The organism is Caballeronia sp. S22, assembly GCF_964261745.1.
Taxonomy (GTDB): domain Bacteria; phylum Pseudomonadota; class Gammaproteobacteria; order Burkholderiales; family Burkholderiaceae; genus Caballeronia; species Caballeronia jiangsuensis.
The window spans coordinates 1475875-1500817 of sequence record NZ_OZ180035.1 but is presented as its reverse complement, the minus strand read 5'-3'; the positions used below and the strand labels follow the sequence as shown (position 1 = coordinate 1500817).

Below are 24943 nucleotides of genomic sequence, written 5' to 3'. Positions count from 1 at the left end.
ATCAGGAAAGACCATGAAAGAAGGCATTCACCCGAATTATCGCGAAGTCCTGTTCGTCGACATGTCGAACGACTTCCGTTTCGTGACCCGTTCGACCATCCAGACGCGCGAGACCGCCGAATTCAACGGCAAGACCTACCCGCTCGCGAAGATCGAAGTGTCGTCGGAATCGCACCCGTTCTACACCGGTCAGCAAAAGATCATGGACACGGCAGGCCGCGTCGAGAAGTTCAACAACAAGTTCGCGCGCTTCTCCACCAAGAAGTAAGTCGGGCTTCGGACCGGTTCGGCCGGTCAGCAAAAAGGGCAGCTTTGGCTGCCCTTTTTTGTCGCCGGTCGCTTTTCGTCGTCCGTGCACCGCCTTTGCTGCATTTGGTAAGCGTTGTTGCGCCCGGTTACGGCGAGCATCGATGAACCGCCCTTAACGCCGCCGCGCGACTACAATGCCGGTTTGCTCCAGCACCAGACTCGCTTTGCGCGAGCTCAGCGGACCGTTTTCCATCAAGCCATCCCGCATGCGATCTGTCGTTCGTCTGACCGCCTCCGCCACCAGCGCATTGCCGCGCTGGCTGTTGCTCGCCATCTGCATTATCTACGCGTCGTTCGGTCTGTTCGGCCGGGATCCGTGGAAGAACGAGGATGCGGCTGGCTTCGGCGTGATGTGGACGATGGCCAACGGCGACGCGCGCGACTGGCTGCTGCCGAACCTCGTCGGCAAGGCGCCCACCGCCGACGGCCCGCTGATGTACTGGCTCGGCGCATCGGCCATTCGGCTGCTGAGCCCGTGGGTCGATGCGAGCAACGCCTCGCGCATCGTCACGGGTCTGCTCTTTTGTCTGGCCTGCGCGTTCGTGTGGTATTCGGCCTACCTGCTCGGCCGGCGCGACGAGGCCCAGCCGTTCAAATACGCCTTCGGCGGCGAACCGGAGCCCCGCGACTACGGCCGCACGCTCGCGGACGGCGCGCTCCTCATCCTGCTCGCGTGCTTCGGGCTCGCCGAGCGCGGTCACGAAACCACGCCACAGCTCGCGCAGTTCGCCGGCACCGCGATGCTCCTCTACGGCCTCGTGCGCAGCCTCGACAAGCCGATTCACGGCGGCCTCGTATGGGGCGTGGCGATCGGCGTGGTCGGGCTGTCGAGTTCGCCGGTGCTCGTGTTCGCGCTCCTGCTCTGCACGCTCGCGATGACGATCATCGTGAAGCAGGTGCGCGCCGCGCCGCTCCTGATCTTCGGTCTGCCGGTCGCCATCGTGCTGATCGCCGCGTGGGTGCTGCCGACGCTGCATTACTTCCCCGATGACGGCGAATGGTGGCTGCGCCAATGGTGGCGCAACAGCTTTTCCTTCTTCTCCGGCACGCCCGGCGCGATCTTCGGCTACGCGATCAAGAACCTGCCGCTCTTCACGTGGCCCGCGTGGCCGCTCGCGGTCTGGGCGTTCGTCAGCTGGGGCGGGATGCGCCGCTCGCCGCACGTCGGCGTGCCGCTGTCGATCATCGGGCCGCTGCTCGTGCTGGTCGTCCTGCAGGCGCACGAGACCAACCGGCTCTTCATGCTGCTGCTGCCGCCGCTTTCGGTGCTCGCGACCTTCGCGCTGCCCACGTTGAAACGCGGCGCGATCAACGCGATCGACTGGTTCGCGATGCTGAGCTTTACCATCATCGGCTCCTTGGTGTGGCTCGTGTGGACCGCGGGCATGTTCGGTTTCCCCGCTTCGATGGCCCGCAATCTCGCGCGCCTCGCGCCGGGCTTTCATCCCGAGTTCAAGCTGATTTCCTTCGCGTGCGCGGTCGCCGTGACGGTCTGCTGGTTCCTGCTCGCGCGCTGGCGGCTCGCGCGTCATCCGAAGGTGCTCTGGCGCAGTGTCGTGCTGTCGAGCGCGGGCACCACGCTCATGTGGGTGCTGCTCATGACGCTGTGGCTGCCGGTGGTGAACTACAGCCGGACGTATCGCGACGTGGCCGAGCAGATCGCCGATCATCTGCCGCCCGACTACACCTGCATCTCGCCCGTGCGTCTGGGCGACGCGCAGATCGCCACCTTCGCCTATTTCGGCGGCATGCATTTCGCGTTCGACGAGGACTGCGACGTGATCCTGCGTCAGGACCCGGCGGATTACGGCGAGCCGTCGTCGATGTCCGCGTTCCAGTGGAAGCTCGTATGGGAAGGCCGCCGTGTCGCCGACCGCGACGAGCGCTTCCGTCTCTACGTGCGCATCGAGCGCCCCACGCCGCCAGCGAAAAAGCCGCTGCGTCCGAAGAGCCTGCGCCGGGCGCAGTAACGCGATGCGCGCGATGTCGACCTCCATCAGCACGACCGACATGCTGCGCGACGTGCGCAAGATCGCCGCGCTCGCATGGCCGGTGCTGATCGGCCAGCTCGCGGTGATCGCGTTCGGCGTGATCGACACCGCGATGGTCGGCCGCTTCTCCGCGACGGATCTCGCCGCGCTCGGCCTCGGCGGCTCGGTCTATATCTCGGTGTATATCGGCCTGACGGGGATTCTCGTCGCGTTGCAGCCGATCGCCGGGCAGCTTTTCGGCGCGGGCCGCGAAAGCGAGATCGGCGAGGAAACGCGGCAGGCGCTGTGGCTCGCCGCCGCGCTCACCGTGATCGGCTTCGTGCTGCTCTACTTTCCCGAACCGCTGCTTTCTCTCGCGAAAAGTCCGCCCGCGCTGCACGACCGCACGGTCGACTATCTGCGCATTCTCTCGTTCGGCCTGCCCGCGAGCCTCGCGTTTCGCGTCTACAGCTCGCTCACCAACGCGGTCGGCAAGCCGCGCCTCGTGATGTTCCTGCAAGTCGGCGGACTCTTGCTCAAGTTTCCGCTCAACACATGGTTCATCTTCGGCGGCTTCGGCATGCCGGCGCTCGGCGGCCCGGGCTGCGCGCTCGCGAGCACGCTCATCAACTGGGTGCTCGCGATCGTCGGCATGACGGTGCTCGTCAAGTTCGAATTCTTCCGCCCGTTCGGCATCTTCTCGCACTTCTGCTGGCCGGTCTGGCGGCGTCAGCTCGCGCTCCTGCGTCTCGGCATTCCGATGGGCCTCTCGTATCTCATCGAAGTCACGTCGTACACGTTCATGGCGCTCTTCATCTCGCGCTTCGGCACCACGACGCTCGCCGGCCATCAAATCGCCGGCAATCTCGGCGCGGTGCTCTACATGACGCCGCTGTCGATCGGCATCGCGTCATCGACGCTCGTGTCGCAGGCGCTCGGCGCCGGACGTTATGACGACGCGCGCTCGATCTCGCGTCACGGCATCGGCATGGCGTGCGTGCTGGCGCTCGCGTACGGCGTGATCCTGGTCGCGGCGCGTCCGCACGTGATCGCGGCCTATACGCCGGATGCGAACGTCATCGCGGCCGCGATGCCGCTCGTGCTCATCATCTTCTTCTATCACCTCTGCGACGCCCTGCAGATCACCACCGCGTTCATCCTGCGCGCGTACAAGGTGACCCTCGTGCCGACCGTGATCTACGCCATCGCGCTGTGGGGCATCGGGCTTGGCGGCGGCTATCTGCTCGGCTTCGACGTGGGCGGCGGCGTGCCCGAGTGGCTGCAAGGCGCGCGCGGCTTCTGGATCGCGAATTCGGCGAGTCTGGGCGTCGCGGGCGTCGGCCTGTTTCTCTACTGGCGGCGCGTGAGCGCGCGGCATCTGAACCACGTCGATCCGACCTGAGCCGCTCGCATCCGATTCGATGATTTGTGTAGAAAAACATCGGCGGCTCGCATCGTCGGAAAGAATGACGTAAGGCTCCAGTAGAATTTCGCGTCGAGGGAAACTCGGAGCGAGTGGATGAGCCGCATTACAACGTCACAAAAAAAATGGATTCTGGCCGCAACCACGCTGATCGCCGCGCTGGGACTGGGCACCGCGTTTCATCGAGCCGATGCCGCGCGCATCGCGAGCGTGTCGCCGCAAGGCAAGGTCGCGCAAGTGCGGCAGGTCGTCGCCAAATTCGACGAACCGATGATCGCGTTCGGCAATGCGGCGGCGCCCGCGCCCGGGCAGGTCACGTGTAGCGGCGCGAGCGCTTCGGATACGGCGGGCTCGCAGCGCTGGATCGACGCCAAAACCTGGGCCTTCGACTTCGAGCACGATCTGCCGCCCGGCGTGCGCTGCGCGCTCGATCTCGCGGACGGCCTCAAGTCGGTCTCCGGCACCGCGCTGTCCGGCCCGCGCCACTTCGCGTTCCAGACGGGCGGCCCGTTCGTCACGCGCATCATGCCGGGCTACGGCGACATCGAAGAGAATCAGGCTTTCGTGCTGCGCCTGAACGGCCCCGCGACGCAGGCTTCCGTGCTTCAGCATGTCTGGTGCGAATCGAACGCGCTCGGCAACCGGATTCCGGTGCACGCGGTCGATGACGCCACCCGCGCCGCCCTGCTCAAACATTTCCGGCTCGAGAAGGAAAGCGATCGCGTGCTCACGCTCGCGTGCCAGCAAACGTTGCCGTCGGCGACGAAGATGCAGCTCGTGTACGGCGCGGGCGTGACGGGGCCGGGCGGCATCGCCAACGATGTCGAAAAGCGCTTCGACTTCAACGTGCGCGAGCCCTTCACGGCGAGCTTCTCGTGCGAGCGTGAAAATGCGAAAGCGCCGTGCACGCCGCTGCGCCCGCTGCGCCTGAACTTCAGCGCGCCGATCAGCCGCGCCGACGCGCAGAAGTTCGTGCTGCACGGCCCCAAAGGCAATGCGTCGCCCAGTTTCGACGCGTCCGACAAGGACGCCGAAGTGAGCGCCGTCGAGTTCGCCGCGCCGCTGCCCGAACGCGCCGATCTCACCATCGACGCTCCCACGAATCTGAAAGACGCGAGCGGCCGCACCCTCGCGAACGCCGATCTCTTCCCGCTCAAGACCGCGACCGCCGCGATGCCGCCGCTCGCGAAGTTCTCGTCGGGCACGTTCGGCATCATCGAGCGATTCGCCGAGCCGGGCATGCCCGCGATGCTGCCGGTCACGCTGCGCCACGTCGAAGCGGACCTGCATGTGCAGGGGCTGAATTCGGGCACGTCGCAGATCACGAAGCTCAAGCTCGACGCCGACACCGACATCCGCCAATGGATGCGCGCCGTCGATATGTTCGACGGCATCTCGATGTCGCGCTCGACGATCGAGGAGCGCATGCCGCAGATGCTCGACAACGGCATCGCGCCGGTCATCATCCCGAACAGCGACGGCTCGTCGTCCAAAGATCCGCAAATCGACATCCGCTCGCTGTCGATGCTCGCGAAGCAGCGCGGCGTCGAAACCCTCACCCTGCCCGCCGCCGATCCGAAAGCGCTGCGGCCGTTCGAAGTCGTCGGCATTCCGCTCACGAAACCCGGTTTCTATGTCGTCGAACTGGGCTCGCCCGCGCTCGGCGCGTCGCTGCTCGGCAAGAATCAGGCGATGTACGTGCGCACGTCGGTGCTCGTCACCAATCTCGGCGTGCATTTCAAGCAGGGCCGCGAGAATAGCCTCGTGTGGGTCACGACGCTCGACAAGGGCAAGCCCGTCGCCAACGCAGACATTCGCGTCACCGACTGCAACGGCGACGAAATCGCCACCGCAAAGACCGACGCGCAAGGCCTCGCGAAGATCGGCAAGCCGCTCGCGGCCACGCGCGAATGCAACGAGCACAGTCTCGCGTGGGGCGGCTTCTTCGTGTCGGCGCGCGTGAACGATCCCGTCACCGGTCCGGACATGGCCTTCGTGACATCGGACTGGAATCGCGGCATCGAATCGTGGCGCTTCAACGTGCCGACGGACATGAGCGCGACGCGCACGACCCGCGCGCATACCGTGTTCGACCGGACGCTGCTGCGCGCGGGCGAAACCGTGTCGATGAAGCATCTGCTGCGCGTCGAAACGCTGCACGGCTTCGCATTTCCGTCGAGCTATCCGGGCCGCGTGACGATCCGGCACGTCGGCAGCGGACAGACCTGGCATCTGCCGCTCAAGTGGGCCGCCGACCACAGCGCCGACTCGACCTTCACCGTGCCCGTCGCGGCGAAGCTCGGCGAATACAGCGTGTCGCTCGACAACGGCGCTGCCTCTGCGAACGACGATCAGGATAACGACAACGACAACGCCGTCACGCAGTCGTATGAATCGGGCAGCTTCCGTGTCGAGGAATTCCGCCTGCCGGTGTTCAAAGGCTCCATCACCGCGGGCGACGCCAAATCGCCGGGGCTCGTCGCCGCGCATGAAGCGCCCGTCGCGGTGCGGCTCGAATATGTGCAGGGCGGACCGGCGTCGAATCTGCCGGTGCAGGTGTCCGCGCTCGTGCGCGATGTCGCGCCGCCCTTCGCTTCGCAGTACGAGGCGTTCAGCTTCGCGCCGTATCGGAAGCCGTCGAACGACGGCGCCAGCGCGCCCGCCGAGGACGAAGACAGCGAGCAGGAGGACCACGCGACGACGAAGCTCATCGCCGACAAGCTGCGCGTCACGCTCGATCGCGACGGCGCCGGCAAGGTCACCGTGAAGCCGCTGCCGGCCGTCGACTCGCCGAAGCGTCTCGCGCTCGAAGCGAGCTTCGCCGATCCGAACGGCGAGGTTCAGACGATCAGCGGCGGCACCACGCTCTGGCCGGCCGCGGTAGCCGTCGGCGTGAAGGCGGGACATTGGGTGTCGGTCGGCGGCGCGCTGCCCGTGCAGGCGCTTGCGCTCGACTTGCAGGGCAAGCCGCACGCGGGCGTAGCGGTCGATATCAAGGCCGTCGCGCGCGTGATGTCGAGCTCGCGCAAGCGCATGGTGGGCGGCTTCTACGCGTACGACAATCACACCGAGATCAAGGATCTCGGCACGCTGTGCAGCGGCAAGAGCGACGATCACGGCATCGTCTCGTGCGACGCGAAGCTCAAGGAAGCGGGCAACGTCGATCTGATCGCGGTCGCGAAAGACGGCGATGATCGCGTGGCCAACGCGAGCACATCGGTATGGGTCACGCGCGAGGACGAGTTGTGGTTCGGCGGCGAGAACACCGATCGCATCGACGTGTTGCCCGAGAAAACGAGCTACGAGCCCGGCGAGACCGCGCGCTTTCAGGTGCGCATGCCCTTCCGTTCGGCGACGGCGCTCGTCGCGGTCGAGCGCGAAGGCATCGTCGAGACGCGGGTCGTCGAACTGAACGGCAAGGATCCGACCGTCGAGCTGAAGGTCGAGAACGCGTGGGGGCCGAACGTCTACGTGTCGGTGCTCGCGTTGCGCGGACGCATCCGCGAGGTGCCGTGGTATTCGTTCTTCACCTGGGGATGGAAGGCGCCGGTCGAATGGGCGCGCGCGTTCTGGTACGAAGGCCGCCAATATCAGGCGCCGACGCCGCTCGTCGATCTGTCGAAGCCCGCGTTCCGTTACGGGCTCGCGTCGATCAGGGTCGGCACGGCGTCGCACAGGCTCGCGGTGAGCGTGAGTCCGGATGCGAAGTCGTACGCCGTCCGAAGCAAGGCACACGTGAAGCTCAAAGTCGCGCTGCCCGATGGCAAGCCCGCGCCCGCAGGCACGCAGATCGCGGTTGCGGCCGTCGATGAAGCATTGCTCGAACTCATGCCGAATCAAAGCTGGAACGTGCTCGACGCGATGCTTCAGCAGCGCGCGTACGGCGTCGAGACGGCGACCGCGCAGATGGAGATCATCGGGCGGCGTCACTTCGGACGCAAGGCGGTGCCTGCGGGCGGCGGAGGCGGACACAGCGCGACGCGCGAGCTGTTCGACACGCTCTTGCTGTGGAATCCGCGCGTCACGCTCGACGCGAACGGCGAAGCCAGCGTCGATGTCCCGCTGAACGACGCGCTCACGCGCTTTCGGATCGTCGCGGTCGCGGCGGTCGGCGCGGGTCAGTTTGGCACCGGCAGCGCGTCGATTCAAAGCACGCAGGACTTGCAACTGATCTCGGGATTGCCGCCGCTCGTGCGCGTCGGCGATGCGTTCCGCGCGCAGTTCACGCTGCGCAACACGACGGCGCGAACGATGCGCGTCGTCGTCACGCCGCGCGCCGGCACGCTCGCGCTCGACGCGCGCACGGTGGAACTCGCGCCGGAATCGTCGCAGGAAGTGGCCTGGGACGTGACCACGCCCGATGTGCTCGGCGCGGGTAATTCCGCGAGTCTCGACTGGAACGTGAGCGCGTCGGAACAAGCCGGGCCGAAGGCGAGCGATTCCGTTAAGCTGACGCAGAAGATCGTCGCGGCGGTTCCGGTGACCGTGCAGCAGGCGACCATCGCGCAAATCGATGGCACGTTCAGCGTGCCGGTCGCGCCGCCCGCCGACGCGAGCACGTCGAGCGATGGCACGGTGCGCGGCGGCATCGCGGTGTCCTTGCAGCCGAAGCTCGCCGATGGCCTGCCTGGCGTACGCCGCTGGTTCGAGCGTTATCCGTACAACTGCCTCGAACAGCAGACCTCGCGCGCGCTCGGCCTGATGGACGCCGCGCAATGGCAGGCCGTGCTCGCGAGGATGCCGTCGTATCTCGACCGCGATGGCCTCGCGAACTACTTCCCGCCCGCCGACGACGAGCGCCCGACCGGCAGCCCAGCCCTTACCGCGTATCTGCTCGCCGTCGCGAATGAAGCCGCGAGAGAGGACAGCCGCTTCGCCCTGCCCGCCGATCTGCGCAATCAGATGGCGGCGGGCCTTGCGAATTTCATCGATGGCAAGATCGAACGCAAGTTCTGGGCGCCGCGCAACGATCTCGACTTCGAGAAGCTCGCGTCCATCGAAGCCTTGTCGCGCTATGGCCTCGCGCAGCCGCGCATGCTCGGCTCGATCACGGTCGCGCCGGATCAGTGGCCGACTTCGGCGGTGCTCGACCTCTACGCGATCCTTTCGCGCGTCGACGGCATTCCGAATCGCGACGAGATGCGCGCGCACGCCGAGCAGGTCATCCGTGCGCGGCTGACGTATCAGGGCACGCGCCTGACCTTCACGACCGAACGCGAGGACAATCTCTGGTGGCTCATGACCGGCACCGAGACCAACGCCGCGCGCACCGCGCTCATTTTCGCGGACGCGCCCGGTTGGAAGGACGAGATGCCGCGCGTGGTCGCGGGCTTGCTCGCGCTGCAGACGAACGGCGCGTGGCAGACGACGACCGCCAATCTGTGGGGCGCGCTCGCCGTCGGGCGATTCTCGCGGCTCTTCGAAAGCACGCCGGTGACGGGTCGTACGTCGATCGACTTGGGCGGCTCGACGCAAAGCGTGAACTGGGGCGCGCCGGCTTCGAGCGCGCCTGCATCGGCGACGCCGGTCACGAAAACCGCCAGCGTGCGCAGCGTCATGCTGCCGTGGAGCAGCGGTTCGCTCGCGCTGACGCAAGACGGCACGGGCAAACCGTGGGCCACGATCGAAAGTCTCGCGGCCGTCGCGTTGAAGGCGCCGTTCGCGGCGGGCTATCGCATCGCGAAGACCGTCACGCCGGTCGATCCGGCCGTGAAAGGCGTGCTCTCGCGCGGCGACATCGTGCGTGTGCATCTCGACATCGACGCGCAAAGCGACATGACCTGGGTCGTCGTCAACGATCCGATTCCCGCGGGCGCGACGATTCTCGGCTCGGGCCTCGGTCGCGACTCCGAAGCGGCGACCCAGGGCGAAAAGCGGGATCGCGGCGCGTGGCCCGCGTTCGTCGAACGCGGCTTCGACGGCTATCGCGCGTACTACAACTATCTGCCGAAGGGCAAGCTGACGGTCGAATACACGATGCGGCTGAACAATCCCGGCACCTTCGGTCTGCCGCCCACGCGGGTCGAAGCGCTTTACGCACCTTCGTCGTTCGGCGCGTTACCGAATGCGCCGGTGGTCGTCAAACCGCTCGCCGCGAAGTGACGTCATGAAACGCGCCGCCGGCCTCGTCATCGCGTGCGTTCTTTCGGCGGCGGCGCACGCGTCGCCGAGCTTCGACGACGTGCGCGCGAACTGGCGCAGCTCCGACTGGGTGCTGCTCTCCCGCGACGGCGAGCCGCTCGCCCGCACGCGCATCGATAAAAGCGCGCGGCGCGGCGACTGGGTGGCGCTCGCGGATGTATCGCCGGCGTTGCGCGAAGCGATCGTCGTGTCGGAGGACAAGCGCTTCTACGAGCACGCGGGCGTCGACTGGCGCGGCGCGGCGGCGGCTGCATGGGGCAATCTGTGGAACACGCGCACGCGCGGCGCATCGACGGTGACGATGCAACTCACCGGCCTCATCGACGCGGATAAGTCGGCGGGCCGGCGCTCCATCGGCGAAAAGGCCGAACAGACGATCGGCGCGCTGTGGCTCGAACGAACCTGGCGCAAGGACCAGATTCTCGAGGCGTATCTGAATCTCGTGCCGTTTCGCGGCGAGATCGTCGGGTTGTCGGCGTTGTCGCAGACATTGTTCGGCAAGGCGCCGTCCGGGCTCGATGAACGCGAGGCCGCGCTCGCCGCTGCGCTGGTGCGTGCGCCGAACGCGCCGTATGCGAAAGTCGCCACGCGCAGTTGCGTGATCCTGCGCGACATGCAGGCGCTGCACGGCGTCGCGCGAAACGTCGATCCATGCGTCAATCTCGATAGTTTCGTGCAGCTCGCGCTCACGCGCACGGCCGCCGCGCCCGCCTATGCACAAGGCGACGACGCCCTCGCGCCGCATCTCGCGCGACGTATCGCGAGCGAGACGCATCCGGTGGCAGGCGCGCGCGTGCGCTCCACGCTCGATTCGCGTCTGCAACGCTTCGCCCGCGACACGCTCGCGCGAACGCTCGCCGAACTGAACGCGCGCGCGCATCCGCGCAACGTGCACGACGCGGCGGCCATCGTGATCGACAACCGCTCGGGCGACGTGCTCGCGTGGGTCGGCTCGGCGGGCGGTTTGTCGAACGCGCCGGAGGTCGATGCCGTAGTCGCTCCGCGTCAGGCCGGCTCGACGCTGAAGCCCTTTCTCTATGCGCAGGCGTTCGACGAGAAGCGCGTCACCGCCGCCACGCTCCTCGACGACGCGCCGCTCGATCTCGCGACCGGCGGCGGTCTCTACATCCCGCAGAACTACGATCACGATTTCAAAGGCTGGGTGAGCGTGCGCACCGCGCTCGGCTCGTCGCTGAACGTGCCGGCGGTGCGCACGCTCGTGATGGTCACGCCGCATCGGTTCGCGAAGACGCTGGTCGCGCTCGGCATTCCCTTGTCGCAGGCGGGCGATTACTACGGCTTCAGCCTCGCGCTCGGCAGCGCCGACGTCACGCTGGCGACGCTCGCCAACGCCTATCGCGCGCTCGCGAACGGCGGGATCGCGCGTCCCTTCTTCGATCTCGCCGACCATCGGCCGACGAACGCCGAGAAACGCGTCTTCAGCGCGGAAGCGAGCTTCATCGTCACCGACATCCTCGCCGACAACAACGCGCGCACGCGCACCTTCGGCTTCGACAGCGTGCTTGCGACGCGCAGCTTCAGCGCGGTCAAGACCGGCACCAGCAAGGACATGCGCGACAACTGGGCGGTCGGTTTCACTTCGCGATACACCGTGGGCGTGTGGGTCGGCAATGCCGACGGCGCACCGATGTGGGACGTGTCCGGCGTGACGGGCGCGGCGCCGGCATGGAACGCCATCGTCAACTATCTGAACCGGCGATCGGATAGCCGCCCACCGCAAGCGCCGCCGGGCGTCGTGACGACGCGTGTCACGTATCAGAACGATATCGAGCCCGCGCGCAGCGAATGGTTCGTGCGCGGGACGCAGATGAGCGCCATCGGGCTTACGGCGAATGCGTCGCAGAGCGCGCGCGGTGGAAATGCGGACGCACAGGCCGCACGCATCGGCGCGCCGACCGACGGCACGATCTTCGCGCTCGACCCGGACATTCCGCCCGCGCGGCAGCGCGTATGGTTCGAGCGCGCGGACAGCGGCGCGCGCCTCGCGTGGCGGCTGGACGGCAAGCCCTACGGCCACGACGCCCGCGCGGCGTGGCTGCCCTGGCCGGGCCGTCACGTGCTCGAACTGGTCGATGCAAAAGGCGCGATTGTCGATAAGGTCGGCTTCGAGGTTCGCGGCGCGTTCGCGAAAACGGCGGCGGGCGCGTCGAAGTGATGTGCGACGCGAACGTCGGCAGAAACGGCGCGTCATCCATCCGGCGTATCGCAACGTTAAAGATTGTGCGGAAGCGCAGTGCGCGCGGCGGGGGTCGTGCACAATGCGATCCGTTTTCGTTCGGAACAGGTTTTTGCCCTATCCTTAACGGCATCTTCCCAATCGGCCCGAACTTATCGATTCATCCTTTCTCTTTAGCCCGGAGTGCCGTCATGCTGAAAAAGCTGCTGATGCTGTGCTTAGCGTTCATGCTGTCGATGGGAGCGGCCTTCGCCGCGGTCGATGTCAATACCGCGGATCAAGCCGCGCTGGAAGCGGTGAAGGGTCTGGGTCCGGTGAAGTCGAAGGCGATCGTCGACGAGCGCACGAAGAACGGCCCGTTCAAGGACGCCGACGATCTCGCGACCCGCGTCAAGGGGCTCGGCACCAAGTCGGTGGCGAATCTGGAGCAGAACGGCCTGACGATCGGCGGTTCGTCGCTGCCGCCGACGGGCAAGACGTCGAAGCCCGCGACCACGTCGACACAAGGCGGCAGCGCCGCGCCGAACTCGACGGTGAAGTCATCGACGGCGGCCACCGCCGCGACGTCGCCAGCGGCCACCACGGCGCAGACGCCGGCCACGACGCCTGCCGCTCCGGCATCGGGCACGAAGGCGTCGAAGAAATCGAAGAAGGAAAGCGCGGCAGCAGCGACGACGAGCGCATCGGGCACGATGGCCGCGAGCGACGCGAAGCCCGCCAAATCGAAGCGCAGCAAGAAAGATAAGGCCGCCAGCGCCGCGGCCGCCAGTCAGTAATTCTTCGGGGAACCTTGTCGAAGGAAAATTGCCTTCGTTTGACCATCCTTGAACGGCCGCTCGCGGCCGATGCCCGCACCGCCACGCCCGGTTCCGAGCCGGACGCGGCGGCGCGGGCGAACCCACCCCCGCAACCTCTCGTAGTGAGACTGCCATGAGCCTAATCGATATCCTCGCCTCCTCCCTCGGCAATTCGTCGCAACAACCAGGCGGCCAGCAGGGCCAGTCCGGCCAGGCCGCGCTGATCGCGGCGGCGCTCGCGTTCGTCAACAGCCAGCCGGGCGGCATCATGGGCCTGATCCAGCGCTTCCAGCAACACGGCGCGGGCGATGTCGTCCAGTCGTGGATCGGCACCGGCGAGAACAAGCCCATCAGCCCCGACACGCTCACCAACGTGCTGGGCCAGGACAACGTCGGCGCGCTCGCGCAAAAAGCCGGCGTCTCGGGCGATCAACTTTCGGGCATGCTGGCCACGGTGCTGCCGCATATCGTCGATCGCGCGACGCCCAATGGCGAAGTGCCGCCCGAAGGCCAGCTCGATCTGACCGGCGTGCTCGGCTCGCTCGGCGGCCTTGCAGGTCTCTTCGGCAAGAGCGAAGAGCCGAAACAAGGCTAAGCGCGCTGTTTCGATTCGCATCGAAAGAAAGCCCCGCAGGCATCGCGCCGCGCGGGGCTTCTGCTTTTCGGATCGCGTTTCGAGCGAACGAAAAAAAGGGCAACGAATCGCTTCGTTGCCCTTTTGTATGAACGGCCGTCCCGCATCCGGGACGACCAGACCGCGCCTCAGTGCACGACGCGATCGAACACGAACTTCCCTTCCCGCACATCGACCGGAATGACGTCCTTCGGTCCGAAACGCCCCGCGAGGATGAGCTTCGCGACCGGATTCTCGATCTCCTGCTGAATCGCACGCTTCAACGGCCGCGCGCCGAACGACGGGTCATAGCCGACCTTGCCGATTTGCTCCAGCGCCGTATCCGACACCTCCAGCTGCATATCGAGCTTCGCGAGACGCTCCTGCAGACGCTGCAACTGAATCTTCGCGATCGACTCGATGTTCGTGCGATCGAGCGCATGGAACACGACGACATCGTCGATACGGTTCAGGAACTCCGGCCGGAAGTGCAGCTTCACTTCTTCCCAGACGGCATCCTTCACTCTCTCCTGCGGCTCGCCGACCATGCCCTGAATGACTTGCGAACCGAGATTCGACGTCATCACGATCACCGTGTTCTTGAAATCGACGGTGCGGCCCTGGCCATCGGTCATGCGGCCATCGTCGAGCACTTGCAGCAGCACGTTGAACACGTCCGGGTGCGCCTTTTCGATTTCGTCGAGCAGAATCACGCTGTACGGTTTGCGGCGCACGGCTTCGGTCAGATAACCGCCTTCTTCATACCCGACATATCCCGGCGGCGCGCCGATCAGACGCGCGACGCTGTGCTTCTCCATGAACTCGCTCATGTCGATGCGGATGAGATGATCCTCCGAATCGAACAGGAAAGAAGCGAGCGCCTTGCACAGTTCGGTCTTGCCGACGCCCGTCGGACCCAGGAACAGGAACGAGCCGTACGGACGGTTCGGATCGGACAGACCGGCGCGCGAGCGGCGAATCGCGTCCGCCACCGCGCCGATCGCCTCGTCCTGGCCGATGACGCGCTCGTGCAGCTTGGTCTCGATCTGCAGAAGCTTCTCGCGCTCGCCCTGCATCATCCGCGATACGGGGATGCCGGTGGAACGCGACACCACTTCCGCGATTTCCTCGGCGCCGACCTGCGTGCGCAGAAGACGCGGACGCGTCGGATTGTTCTGCTCCTGCGATTCGGCCTGCGTCACCTGCTTCAGGCGCGCTTCGAGTTCGGGCAGCTTGCCGTACTGCAATTCGGCGACCTTCTCGAGCTTGCCTTCGCGCTGCAGGCGCGTGATGTCCGCACGCACCTTCTCGATTTCTTCCTTCAATTGCGCGCTGCCCTGCACGGCCGCTTTTTCGGCAGTCCAGATTTCCTCGAGATCGGAATACTCGCGGTTCAGCCGGTCGATTTCCTCTTCGATCAGTTGCAGACGCTTCTGCGACGCTTCGTCCTTCTCCTTCTTCACGGCTTCGCGTTCGATCTTCAACTGGATGAGACGGCGGTCCAGCTTGTCCATCTCTTCGGGCTTCGAATCGATTTCCATCTTGATGCGCGACGCGGCTTCATCGATCAGATCGATGGCCTTGTCCGGCAAAAAGCGGTCCGTGATATAGCGATGCGACAGTTCCGCGGCCGCGACGATCGCCGGATCCGTGATTTCGACGCCGTGGTGCAGCTCGTACTTTTCCTGCAAGCCGCGCAGGATCGCGATAGTCGCTTCGACCGACGGTTCATCGACGAGCACTTTCTGGAAACGCCGCTCCAGCGCCGCGTCCTTCTCGATGTACTTGCGGTATTCGTCGAGCGTGGTCGCGCCGATGCAGTGCAGCTCGCCGCGCGAGAGCGCCGGCTTCAGCATGTTGCCCGCGTCCATCGCGCCTTCGGCCTTGCCCGCGCCGACCATCGTGTGAATTTCATCGATGAAGACGATCGTCTGGCCTTCGTCCTTCGCGATGTCGTGCAGCACCGCCTTCAGACGCTCCTCGAACTCGCCGCGATACTTCGCGCCCGCGAGCAGCGCCGCCATGTCGAGCGACAGCACGCGCTTGCCCTTGAGCGTTTCCGGCACTTCGCCGTTGACGATGCGCTGCGCCAGCCCTTCGACGATCGCCGTCTTGCCGACGCCCGGCTCGCCGATCAGCACCGGATTGTTCTTCGTGCGGCGTTGCAGGATCTGGATCGAGCGGCGAATTTCGTCGTCGCGGCCGATCACCGGATCGAGCTTGCCCGCGCGGGCGCGCTCGGTCAGATCGACGGTGTATTTCTTGAGCGCCTCGCGCTGGCTTTCGGCGTCCTGGCTATTGACCTGCGCGCCGCCGCGCACGGCGTTGATCGCCGCTTCGAGCGCTTTCCTCGACAGGCCGTGCTGCTTCGCGAGACGGCCCGCTTCGCCGCGGTCGTCCGCGACGGCGATCAGGAACATTTCGCTCGCGATGTACGTGTCGTTGAGCTTCTGCGCTTCCTTGTCGGCGGCGTTCAGCAGGCCCGCGAGTTCGCGGCTCACCTGCACATTGCCGTCCGTGCCCTGCACTTGCGGCAAACGATTGATCGCGTCGTTCAGCGATGTCTGCAGCGCCTGGACCTGCACGCCCGCGTGCGACAGCAACGAGCGCGCGGAGCCGTCCTGCTGCGCGATGAGCGCGGCAAGCAGGTGCACCGGTTCGATGTACTGGTTATCACGCCCGACCGCCAGGCTCTGCGCGTCGGAAAGCGCTTCCTGGAATTTGGTGGTGAGTTTGTCGATTCTCATTTTTTGAAAGCTCCAATTCTGAATACGACCAAAATGAGGCGCTTTTTGTCACTTTCAAGCACGCTTTGGCTCAAAAAGTGCACTTTTTTGCTCTTCGACAATGACGGCGTCAACCGACTCCAAGCTCAGGATTGACTGCGGCATTCGGGTTTTGTTCAGCGCGCGATGCGTCCCGGCGCGTCAGGACGATGCGCGCACCGGCACGAACGCGCCCGCCGGAACCGGCGCGATGCTCACGATGCCGAGCAGCCGCGCGAGTTCGTTCGCCGGATGCGCGAGTTCGCCGACCGTATGCTTGTCGAGTTCGGCGAGAAAGGCGTCGCGCGCGGCCGCGAGCACGCCGCGCAGACGGCAGCTCGGCTGAATCACGCAGCGCTGACGCGTTGCATCGCCCTGATCCGCGAAGCAACCGACGATCGCGAAATCATTTTCGGTCTTGCGCACGACGTCGCCGATCGTGAGGTCGCGCGACCGCGATGCGATCCGCAGTCCGCCGTTTCGGCCGCGCACGGTTTCGACCCAGCCGAGCTCGCCGAGCTGCTGGACGATCTTCATCAAGTGATTCTTCGAGATGCCGTACGCATCCGAAATTTCCTGAATCGTCGAAAGGCCCGAAGGTCGAACGGAGAGATAAAGCAGAACACGCAGCGAATAATCGGTGTAATCGGTGAGTCGCATGATTTCGCGCGTATAGAGTTGGATGCAAAGGCGCATCGGTGATTTGACGGAACGCGCGTCTCGTCAAAAAATCCGCGCAAGGACAGGGAGCGATGTTTAAATCGACGCTGCATGAAACGCAAACGAACGTCCATGCGTTTCGGACAACCGAGGGCGCCTGAGCACGGAAGCACCATTTTGCGTCATCTTGATATCCTCCGTCAGCAAAATATCCGATCAACTCTTTCATTGTTTCGCAGATCGACGATGACCACCGAACACCCCGCCACCGACACTCCACGCGAGCGCGAACCCAGCGAAGCCAACGTCCGCGCGCTGGTCGAAGCCTTTTATCTCCGCGTCGACGACGATCCGCTGCTCGGACCGATCTTTTCGCGCGCGCTCACGGGGCGCTGGGACGAGCATCTCGCCAAGATGACGACGTTCTGGTCGAGCCTCGTGCTCGGCTCGAAGCAATATCGGGGAAACGTTCAGGAAGCGCATCGTCCGATCGACGATATCGAGCCGCGCCATTTCGCGCGCTGGCTGTCGCTGTTTCTGAATACGGTCGAGTCGCGCTACGAGCCGGCGGCCGCCGTGCAGTTCATGGAACCGGCGCTGCGCATCGCGCAGAGCCTGCAACTCAGCAAGTTCGGCTGGGAATATCAGATTCCCGTCGAGCAGCAGGAACTGCTCGCGGCGCTCAAGCGCCAGCGCACGGGAGATGCGCCCGAACCGCGCTTTCCCGAGCGTCCAGACGCTGAGCCGTTTCCGGCGAAGTTCATCGGCAGATCGGCCGACGACAAGTAACGCGGATCAGGACGGATCGTTTTTCCAGCGCGCGAGCGCCGCATCGTCGGAGTCGCGCGCGTCGACCCAGCGCTCGCCCGCCTCGGTTTTTTCCTTCTTCCAGAACGGCGCTTGCGTCTTGAGATAGTCCATCACGAAGGCGCACGATTCGAACGCGTCCGCGCGATGCATCGCCGTCGTCGCGACGAGCACGATCTGATCGAGCGGCTTCAATTTCCCCACGCGATGCACGATCAGCACGTCCGAGCCGCGCCAGCGCTCGCGCGCCTGATCGGCGATCGCTTCGAGCGACTTTTCCGTCATGCCGGGGTAATGTTCGAGCTCCATGGTTTCGACGGCGCTGCCTTCGTTCAGATCGCGCACCGTGCCGACGAAGCACGCGACCGCGCCGACCTTCGGATTGTCGGCGCGCAACGCGGCCACTTCCGCGCTGATGTCGAAATCGGCTTCCTGCACGCGGACTTTGGAACGCGTCGACATGTCAGCCACCCGTGACCGGCGGGAAAAACGCGACTTCGCAGCCTTCGGTGATGCGCTGGCCCGGATTCGTCATCACGTGATTGCACGCCATGCGCAACGCGCGGCCTTCGGCGAGCGCCTCTTCCCACACACCGCCGCGCATGCGCAGCCAGGCGCGCACATCGCCGACATTGACTACCGTGTCCGGCACGCTGACCGTCTCGTTCGCGACGCCCAGCGCCTCGCGCACGCTCGCGAAAAACCTCAGTTCGACTTTCATATCAGTTCTGAAAATGGGATGAAGCGCACGATCTCGCCGGCGCTGATCGCATGATTCGGCGGATTGTCGATGAGACCGTCGCCCCAGACGGTCGATGTCAGCACGGCGGAACTCTGGTTGCCGAAGAGATCGAGCCCGCCCGACTCGTTCACGCGCGCGCGCAGGAACTCGTTGCGGCGATCGCCTTTTTTCTGGCTGAAGTCGGCGCGCATCGAATGGACGCGCGGCGTGACGTTCGTCACGCCCGCAAGACGCAGCAGGAACGGCCGCACGAACAGCAAAAACGTGCAGAAACTCGACACCGGATTGCCCGGCAAGCCGATGAAAAACGCCTCGCTTCCTTCATCGCCGCGCCGCACCGCGCCGAAGGCGAGCGGCTTGCCCGGTTTCATCGCGATCTGCCACATCGAAATGCGCCCTTCGGCCTCCACCGCCGGCTTCACATGATCCTCCTCGCCGACCGACACGCCGCCGCACGTCAGGATGAGATCGTGGTCGATGGCCGCGCGCCGCAGCGTTTCGCGCGTCGCATCCAGCCGGTCCGGCACGATGCCGAGATCCGTCACCTCGCAGCCGAGCTTCGCGAGCAGCGACCGCAGCGTGAAGCGGTTCGAGTTATAGATCGCGCCGGGCTCGAGCAGCTCGCCGGGCATGCGCAGTTCGTCGCCGGTGAAGAAGATCGCGACGCGCACCCGGCGCACGACATCGAGCTCAGCGCAACCGACCGACGCCGCCAGCCCGAGCGCCTGCGGCGTGAGGCGCGTGCCCGCGGGCAGAATCACCGAATCGCGCCGGATATCCGCGCCTTGCCGCGTGATCCACTCGCCTGCCGCGGGCGTCTGCGCGAACGCGACGCGCCCGTCGTCCGTTGCGTGCGCCATTTCCTGGATGACGACGGTATCCGCGCCGGGCGGAACCGTCGCGCCGGTGAAGATGCGCGCGGCCGTGCCCTCCGCGAGCGCTGCGGCCGCGTGGCCCGCCGGAATGCGCTGCGACACCGGCAACGCGACGGGTGCGCCTTCGCTCGCGCCGGCGAGATCCGCGGCGCGGACCGCGTAGCCGTCCATCGAGCTGGTGTGCATCGGCGGGACGTCGAGCGGCGAGGTCACGTCGGCGGCGAGCACGCGGTTCAGCGCGTCGAGCGTGCCGACGCGCTCGCGGCCGTCCACCTGACGCGCGGCGTCGAGCAGACGGCCGAGCGCCTCGGCGGTGGCGAGCATCGGAGGACGGCTGGAAGCGGCTGGCGTGGTTGACATGGAGTTCATCGTGAAAAGGGACACTGCAATTCCGGTCAACTATTGTAGCGAGAAGGCAGGCGTCGCACTGTCGGCTCCAGGCAAACCGGTCATGCGGCGCCACTGATGCCGCAAACCATGTGCGTGCCTCAAAGCCGCAGCGGCACGGTGATACACTCGCAGGCACACTTCCCACGTCCATTTCCATGAAATTCTGCTCCGTCTGCGGCCACGAAGTCGGTCTCGCCATTCCGCCCGGCGACAACCGCGAGCGCTTTGTCTGCAACAATTGCGGCACGGTTCATTACCAGAATCCGCGCAATGTCGTGGGCACCGTGCCGGTGTGGGACGACAAGGTGCTGCTGTGCCGCCGCGCGATCGAGCCTCGCTACGGCTACTGGACGCTGCCCGCCGGCTTCATGGAAATGCAGGAGACGACGAGCGAAGGCGCCGCGCGCGAAACGCTCGAGGAAGCGGGCGCGCGCGTCGAGATCCAGAGCCTCTTCACGCTGCTCAACGTGCCGCACGTGCATCAGGTGCATCTCTTCTATCTGGCGCGGCTGCTCGATATCGAAGTCGATCCCGGCGAGGAAAGCCTGGAAGTGAAGCTCTTCGAAGAAAGCGAGATTCCGTGGGACGAGATCGCGTTCCCGACGGTCGGCCAGACGCTGCGCTTTTTCTTCGCCGACCGCGCCGCCGGCAACTTCACGCTGCATACGGGCGACATTTTCCGCACGCTGCGCGACGGCTGATCGCACGCTCGCCGACATCACAGAACGCCGCCCACCCGAGAACATGGTTCCCTGGCTCGCCGACGACGATCCCTTCCCGCCCGTCGAGCGCGCGCTCGATGCGGCGAGCGGCGCGCCGGGCCTGCTCGCGGCGAGCGCGGATCTTTTGCCCTCACGGCTCATCGACGCCTATGGGCGCGGTATCTTCCCGTGGTATTCGGACGGCCAGCCCGTGCTGTGGTGGAGTCCCGATCCGCGCATGGTGCTCTTTCCGGCCGAGTTCAAGGTGTCGGATTCGCTGCGCAAGACCCTGAAGCGCGTCGTGCGCGATCCAATCTGGGAAGTTCGCGTCGACGACGATTTTTCCGCCGTGATGCGCGCCTGCGCAGACACGCCGCGCGACGGCCAGCGCGGCACCTGGATCACCTCGGACATCGTGGATGCGTACACCACCTTGCATCGCGCGGGCAACGCCCACAGCGTCGAGACGTGGTACGACGGCGTGCGCGTGGGCGGACTTTACGGCGTGTCGTTCGGGCGCATGTTCTTCGGTGAATCGATGTTCGCGCACAGAACCGATGCGTCGAAAATCGCGCTCGCGGCGCTCGTCGGACACTTGCGCCGCAATCAAATTGAGATGATAGACTGCCAGCAGAACACGTCGCATCTGGCGTCGCTGGGCGGCCGCGAGATCGCGCGCCGCGCGTTCGTCGCGCATCTGCGGCGGGCCACGGCGGAACCGGCGATCGGCTGGCGCTTCGACAAATCCGTCCTGCTCGACGTGCTGGCACGCTGAACGCTTCGCACGACGCCCGAGCGACAAACGTAATGCAGCCGCCATGCGCGCGCCCGAAAGAGGATTCCGCGCGCCGGTCGGCAACGACGAGACGACGCCTGCGAGAGCCGCCAACGTGACACATCCGAACGAGCTGCCGCTGTCACCGCTTTCCGCGCTGCAATTCTATGCAACAGCGCCCTATCCTTGCAGTTATCTGGAAGGGCGCGTCGCGCGCTCGCAGGTCGCGACGCCGAGCCATCTGATCAACTCCGACGTCTATACCGAACTCGTCAAGGCCGGCTTCCGGCGCTCGGGCGTGTTCACCTATCGTCCGTATTGCGACGGCTGCCGCGCCTGCGTGCCGGTGCGCGTGCCGGTCGCGCGCTTCGTGCCGAACCGCACGCAGCGGCGCGTGTGGAAGCAGCACGGCGATCTCGTGGCGAGCGTCGCGCCGCTGCATTACGACGAAGAACACTACGCGCTCTACATGCGTTATCAGTCGGCGCGGCATGCGGGCGGCGGCATGGACCGCGACAGCCGCGACCAGTACGAGCAGTTCCTGCTGCAGAGCAGGATCAATTCGCGTCTCGTCGAGTTCCGCGAACCTGTCGATCCGGCGCATCCGGATGTGCCTGGCGTGCTGCGCATGATCAGCATGATCGACATCCTCGGCGACGGTTTGTCGTCGGTCTATACGTTCTTCGAGCCGGACATGCCGAAGACGAGCTTCGGCACCTTCAACATTCTCTGGCAGATCGAGCAGGCGAAGAGTCTCGATCTGCCGCACGTCTATCTCGGCTACTGGATTCGCGAAAGCGAGAAGATGGCCTACAAGGCGAATTTCCGGCCGCTGGAAGGCCTGATCGACGGACGCTGGACGCTGCTCGATCCCGCGAACACGCAGTCCGCCGGCGCGCTGCCGATGCCCGGGCGCATCCACGGTCCGGGCCAGCCGAAATAGCCGCTTGCGTACTTCCGGCACTGCCCGACCGGCCCGCCGTCCAAAGCCGCTAAAATAGCGGTCTTAAAAAAATCCGCCGTCGCCGGCTTTCATTTCGTGTTCAGTTCCCTCTATCCGATCGCGCGCTCGCATCTTTTCAAGATGGACGCGGAAGACGCTCATCACCTGACGCTGCGCATGCTGGGCGCCGCCGGCCGCACCGGACTCACGGGCATGCTCGCCAAACGCGGCCCCGATTCGCCTCGCACCGTCATGGGCATCACGTTCCGCAACCCGGTCGGCCTCGCGGCGGGCCTCGACAAGGACGGCGCGTGCATCGACGGGCTCGCCGCGCTCGGCTTCGGCTTCATCGAGGTCGGCACCGTGACGCCGCGCGCACAGCCGGGCAACCCGCGTCCGCGCATCTTCCGTCTGCCGGACGCGAACGCGCTCATCAACCGGATGGGTTTCAACAACGGCGGCGTCGATCAGTTCGTCGCCAACGTGAAGGCGGCGCACTATCGCGGCGTGTTGGGCCTGAACATCGGCAAGAACGCCGATACGCCGATCGAGCGCGCCGCCGAGGACTATCTCTACTGTCTCGAACGCGTCTATCCGTTCGCGAGCTATGTGACGATCAACATTTCGTCGCCGAACACGAAGAATCTGCGGCAGTTGCAGGGCGCGGGTGAACTCGATTCGCTGCTGGGCGCGCTTAAGGAGAAGCAGACGCGGCTGTCCGACCTGCACGGCAAGCTCGTGCCGCTCGCGCTCAAGATCGCGCCCGACCTCGACGACGAGCAGATCAAGTCGATCGCGGGCACGTTGCTGGCGCACAGGATCGACGGCGTGATCGCCACGAACACAACGTTGTCGCGCGCCGCCGTGACCGGCATGAAGCACGGCGACGAAGCCGGCGGGCTATCGGGACGTCCGGTCTTCGACGCGTCGAACGAAGTGATCCGCAAGCTGCGCGCGGAAGTCGGGACGGACGTGCCGATCATCGGCGTAGGCGGGATTTTCTCGGGCGAGGATGCGCGCGCGAAGCTCGCGGCGGGCGCGTCGCTCGTGCAGATTTATACGGGGCTGATTTATCGCGGCCCGGCGCTCGTGCGCGAATGCGTCGAAGCGCTCGCGTGATGCCGTCGATCGCGCATATAGACATGAACAAACGATATGACGCGGCGATTGCATTCTTACTATGATCGCCGCATCTGATAAAGACGCTGTGCCCATCAAGAGGAAAACAACACAATGAAACTGTCCACGCTCAAGAAGCTTGTCGCCGCCAGCCTGATCGGCGCGGCATTCACCGCCGTCACGACGGCAGCCCACGCCGACGACCTGCTCGATCAGGTCAAACAGCGCGGCACGCTGCGCGTCGGCCTGGAAGGCACCTTCCCGCCGTTCAACTCGAAAGCGCCGAACGGCGAGCTGGTCGGCTTCGACGTCGATATCGCCAAGGCCGTCGCCGCGAAGCTCGGCGTGAAGCCCGAATTCGTCACGACCGAATGGAGCGGCATCATCGCGGGCCTGCAGGCAGGCAAGTTCGATGTGATCGTGAACCAGGTTGGCATCACGGATGCGCGCAAGCAGACGCTCGACTTCTCGCCGGCGTACACGTATTCGAACGCGCAACTGATCCAGCGCTCGGACGACAAGCGCGAGTTCAAGACGCTCGACGAGCTGAAGGGCAAGAAACTCGGCGTCGGTCTCGGCACGAACTATATGGACATGGCGAAGTCGGTGCCGGGCATCGATGTGAAGACGTATCCGGGCGCGCCCGAGTATCTGCGTGACCTCGCCGCCGGCCGTCTCGACGCGGCGCTCAACGACCGCCTGATGCTCGCGTATCTGCTGAAGAATTCGCAACTGCCGCTGCGCACGGGCGCGAATGTCGGTGCGGGCAATCCGTCGGGCATTCCGTTCAAGAAGGGCAATCCGAAGTTCGCGAAGGCCATCGACGACGCGATGAACCAGCTCGAAGCCGATGGCACGTTCACGAAGATTTCGGACAAGTGGTTCGGCATCGACGTGACGAAGCCGGCGAAGTAAGCCAGCGTTGTTCTGCTGGTCGGGGCGGCATCGGATGACGGTGCCGCCCTTCGTTTTTTCGCTGCCGGTTTATGATGTGCGCTTTGCGCGCGCCGATCGATCCAATTCGCGCGCCGGCTCCTCACCGCATTCCCGTTCATGTCCACGACTTCCCTGCTCGTTCAATCGGCGCCCGTGCTGGCGCAAGGCGCGCTACTGACGATCAAGTTCGCGCTCTACTCGATGTTCTTCGGCCTCATCGCGGCCGTCGTCCTGGCGTTGATGGGCATCAGCCAGAATCGCGCGCTCGTCGCGATCGGGCGCTTGTACGTGAGCGTGATGCGCGGCACGCCGCTGCTCGTGCAGATTTTCGTCATCTACTATGGCTTGCCGAGCCTCGGCATCTCGCTCGAACCGACGCCCGCCGGCGTGATCGCGCTGTCCGCGAACGTCGCGGCATATCTGTCGGAAAGCATGCGCGGCGCGATTCTCGGCATCCACGCCGGACAATGGCTCGCGGCCTATAGCCTCGGGTTGTCGCGCACGCAGACGCTGCGCTACGTGATCGGGCCGCAGGCGCTGCGCATCGCGGTGCCGAGCCTGTCGAACAGTCTCATCAGTCTGATCAAGGACACGTCGCTCGTGTCGGTGATCACCGTGACCGAGCTGTTGCGAAGCGCGCAGGAAGTGATCGCGGCGACCTATCAGCCGCTGCCGCTCTATCTCGCGGCGGCGTTCGTCTACTGGATTCTGTGCAGCGTGCTCGAATTCGTGCAGCGGATTTTCGAGCGGCGTCTCGCGCTGCCGGGGCGACATTAAGAA

The 24943-nt window shown here is 65.4% G+C and carries 19 protein-coding genes and 1 pseudogene; 15 read left to right on the top strand and 5 right to left on the bottom strand.

The features are described 5' to 3' along the window. Positions 1-13: 13 nt before the first annotated feature. The 8 genes and pseudogenes from ACEN42_RS07045 to ACEN42_RS07010 form a co-directional block, all read left to right on the top strand. On the top strand, positions 14-268 hold the full coding sequence (locus ACEN42_RS07045) for a type B 50S ribosomal protein L31 (protein ID WP_035501039.1): 255 nt from the start codon (positions 14-16) through the stop codon (positions 266-268). Next, positions 169-414 (top strand): hypothetical protein, encoded by a 246-nt coding sequence (locus tag ACEN42_RS07040; RefSeq protein WP_371881082.1) that lies wholly within the window; start codon positions 169-171, stop codon positions 412-414. The genes ACEN42_RS07045 and ACEN42_RS07040 overlap by 100 nt, the downstream gene beginning before the upstream one ends. Before the next feature lie 101 nt (positions 415-515). Next, positions 516-2279 carry a glycosyltransferase family 39 protein gene (locus tag ACEN42_RS07035; RefSeq protein WP_250483694.1) on the top strand — a complete coding sequence of 588 codons (1764 nt, stop codon included), beginning with the start codon at positions 516-518 and terminating at the stop codon, positions 2277-2279. Between the two features lie 40 nt (positions 2280-2319). Next, positions 2320-3681, top strand: a complete 1362-nt coding sequence (locus ACEN42_RS07030) for an MATE family efflux transporter (RefSeq protein WP_371881081.1) — start codon at positions 2320-2322, stop codon at positions 3679-3681. A 117-nt stretch (positions 3682-3798) separates the two neighbouring features. Further along, positions 3799-9804, top strand: coding sequence for an alpha-2-macroglobulin (locus tag ACEN42_RS07025; RefSeq protein WP_371880995.1), 6006 nt, complete (start codon positions 3799-3801; stop codon positions 9802-9804). 4 nt (positions 9805-9808) lie between these two features. After that, positions 9809-12019: a penicillin-binding protein 1C gene (gene pbpC / locus ACEN42_RS07020; RefSeq protein WP_371880994.1), complete on the top strand. Its 2211-nt coding sequence runs from the start codon at positions 9809-9811 to the stop codon at positions 12017-12019. 212 nt (positions 12020-12231) lie between these two features. Beyond that, on the top strand, positions 12232-12816 hold the full coding sequence (locus tag ACEN42_RS07015; RefSeq protein ID WP_371880993.1) for a ComEA family DNA-binding protein: 585 nt from the start codon (positions 12232-12234) through the stop codon (positions 12814-12816). Between the two features lie 127 nt (positions 12817-12943). Beyond that, positions 12944-13432, top strand: a pseudogene (locus tag ACEN42_RS07010) (YidB family protein); the annotation flags it as partial. A gap of 167 nt (positions 13433-13599) precedes the next feature. Here the strand turns inward: ACEN42_RS07010 and clpB are convergent. Both clpB and ACEN42_RS07000 read right to left on the bottom strand, forming a co-directional pair. After that, positions 13600-16197, bottom strand: coding sequence for an ATP-dependent chaperone ClpB (gene clpB / locus ACEN42_RS07005; protein WP_371880992.1), 2598 nt, complete (start codon positions 16195-16197; stop codon positions 13600-13602). A 180-nt stretch (positions 16198-16377) separates the two neighbouring features. Continuing rightward, positions 16378-16875: an Rrf2 family transcriptional regulator gene (locus ACEN42_RS07000; protein ID WP_238293055.1), complete on the bottom strand. Its 498-nt coding sequence runs from the start codon at positions 16873-16875 to the stop codon at positions 16378-16380. Between the two features lie 246 nt (positions 16876-17121). On the opposite strand from ACEN42_RS07000, the gene ACEN42_RS06995 reads away from it, so the two are divergent. Continuing rightward, positions 17122-17664: a group III truncated hemoglobin gene (locus tag ACEN42_RS06995; protein WP_371880991.1), complete on the top strand. Its 543-nt coding sequence runs from the start codon at positions 17122-17124 to the stop codon at positions 17662-17664. 6 nt (positions 17665-17670) lie between these two features. On the opposite strand, the gene moaE is transcribed toward ACEN42_RS06995, so the two are convergent. The 3 genes from moaE to glp are packed head-to-tail and all read right to left on the bottom strand — an operon-like array spanning position 17671 to position 19623. Continuing rightward, positions 17671-18144 carry a molybdopterin synthase catalytic subunit MoaE gene (moaE, locus tag ACEN42_RS06990; protein WP_187604591.1) on the bottom strand — a complete coding sequence of 158 codons (474 nt, stop codon included), beginning with the start codon at positions 18142-18144 and terminating at the stop codon, positions 17671-17673. 1 nt (position 18145) lies between these two features. Then, positions 18146-18403, bottom strand: coding sequence for a molybdopterin converting factor subunit 1 (gene moaD / locus ACEN42_RS06985; protein ID WP_035501053.1), 258 nt, complete (start codon positions 18401-18403; stop codon positions 18146-18148). Beyond that, a complete protein-coding gene (gene glp / locus ACEN42_RS06980) occupies positions 18400-19623 on the bottom strand; it encodes a gephyrin-like molybdotransferase Glp (RefSeq protein ID WP_371881080.1) in 1224 nt (407 codons plus the stop codon). Before glp ends, moaD begins: the two co-directional genes overlap by 4 nt. 221 nt (positions 19624-19844) lie before the next feature. On the opposite strand from glp, the gene ACEN42_RS06975 reads away from it, so the two are divergent. From ACEN42_RS06975 to ACEN42_RS06950, 6 genes are all read left to right on the top strand, one after another. Beyond that, a complete protein-coding gene (locus ACEN42_RS06975) occupies positions 19845-20390 on the top strand; it encodes an NUDIX hydrolase (RefSeq protein WP_035501055.1) in 546 nt (181 codons plus the stop codon). 43 nt (positions 20391-20433) lie between these two features. Continuing rightward, positions 20434-21165: a leucyl/phenylalanyl-tRNA--protein transferase gene (gene aat / locus ACEN42_RS06970; protein WP_035501057.1), complete on the top strand. Its 732-nt coding sequence runs from the start codon at positions 20434-20436 to the stop codon at positions 21163-21165. Between the two features lie 115 nt (positions 21166-21280). Beyond that, positions 21281-22108, top strand: coding sequence for an arginyltransferase (locus ACEN42_RS06965; RefSeq protein ID WP_371881079.1), 828 nt, complete (start codon positions 21281-21283; stop codon positions 22106-22108). 96 nt (positions 22109-22204) lie between these two features. Then, entirely contained in the window at positions 22205-23227 is a 1023-nt protein-coding gene (locus tag ACEN42_RS06960) for a quinone-dependent dihydroorotate dehydrogenase (protein WP_371880990.1), read from the top strand. A gap of 114 nt (positions 23228-23341) precedes the next feature. Continuing rightward, positions 23342-24142, top strand: a complete 801-nt coding sequence (locus ACEN42_RS06955; RefSeq protein WP_187604588.1) for a cystine ABC transporter substrate-binding protein — start codon at positions 23342-23344, stop codon at positions 24140-24142. Between the two features lie 138 nt (positions 24143-24280). After that, complete coding sequence (locus tag ACEN42_RS06950) at positions 24281-24940, top strand: amino acid ABC transporter permease (protein ID WP_250483700.1); 660 nt, start codon at positions 24281-24283, stop codon at positions 24938-24940. Positions 24941-24943 lie beyond the last annotated feature (3 nt).

Coding starts and splice junctions, on each gene's coding strand:
- pbpC (WP_371880994.1), top strand. CDS start 9,809: ATGAAACGCGCCGCCGGCCTCGTCATCGCGTGCGTTCTTTCGGCGGCG.
- moaE (WP_187604591.1), bottom strand. CDS start 18,144: ATGTCGACGCGTTCCAAAGTCCGCGTGCAGGAAGCCGATTTCGACATC.
- ACEN42_RS06975 (WP_035501055.1), top strand. CDS start 19,845: ATGAAATTCTGCTCCGTCTGCGGCCACGAAGTCGGTCTCGCCATTCCG.
- ACEN42_RS07025 (WP_371880995.1), top strand. CDS start 3,799: ATGAGCCGCATTACAACGTCACAAAAAAAATGGATTCTGGCCGCAACC.
- ACEN42_RS06995 (WP_371880991.1), top strand. CDS start 17,122: ATGACCACCGAACACCCCGCCACCGACACTCCACGCGAGCGCGAACCC.
- ACEN42_RS06950 (WP_250483700.1), top strand. CDS start 24,281: ATGTCCACGACTTCCCTGCTCGTTCAATCGGCGCCCGTGCTGGCGCAA.
- ACEN42_RS07000 (WP_238293055.1), bottom strand. CDS start 16,875: ATGCGACTCACCGATTACACCGATTATTCGCTGCGTGTTCTGCTTTAT.
- moaD (WP_035501053.1), bottom strand. CDS start 18,403: ATGAAAGTCGAACTGAGGTTTTTCGCGAGCGTGCGCGAGGCGCTGGGC.
- ACEN42_RS07015 (WP_371880993.1), top strand. CDS start 12,232: ATGCTGAAAAAGCTGCTGATGCTGTGCTTAGCGTTCATGCTGTCGATG.
- aat (WP_035501057.1), top strand. CDS start 20,434: ATGGTTCCCTGGCTCGCCGACGACGATCCCTTCCCGCCCGTCGAGCGC.
- clpB (WP_371880992.1), bottom strand. CDS start 16,197: ATGAGAATCGACAAACTCACCACCAAATTCCAGGAAGCGCTTTCCGAC.
- glp (WP_371881080.1), bottom strand. CDS start 19,623: ATGCTCGCCACCGCCGAGGCGCTCGGCCGTCTGCTCGACGCCGCGCGT.
- ACEN42_RS07045 (WP_035501039.1), top strand. CDS start 14: ATGAAAGAAGGCATTCACCCGAATTATCGCGAAGTCCTGTTCGTCGAC.
- ACEN42_RS07035 (WP_250483694.1), top strand. CDS start 516: ATGCGATCTGTCGTTCGTCTGACCGCCTCCGCCACCAGCGCATTGCCG.
- ACEN42_RS06955 (WP_187604588.1), top strand. CDS start 23,342: ATGAAACTGTCCACGCTCAAGAAGCTTGTCGCCGCCAGCCTGATCGGC.
- ACEN42_RS07030 (WP_371881081.1), top strand. CDS start 2,320: ATGCTGCGCGACGTGCGCAAGATCGCCGCGCTCGCATGGCCGGTGCTG.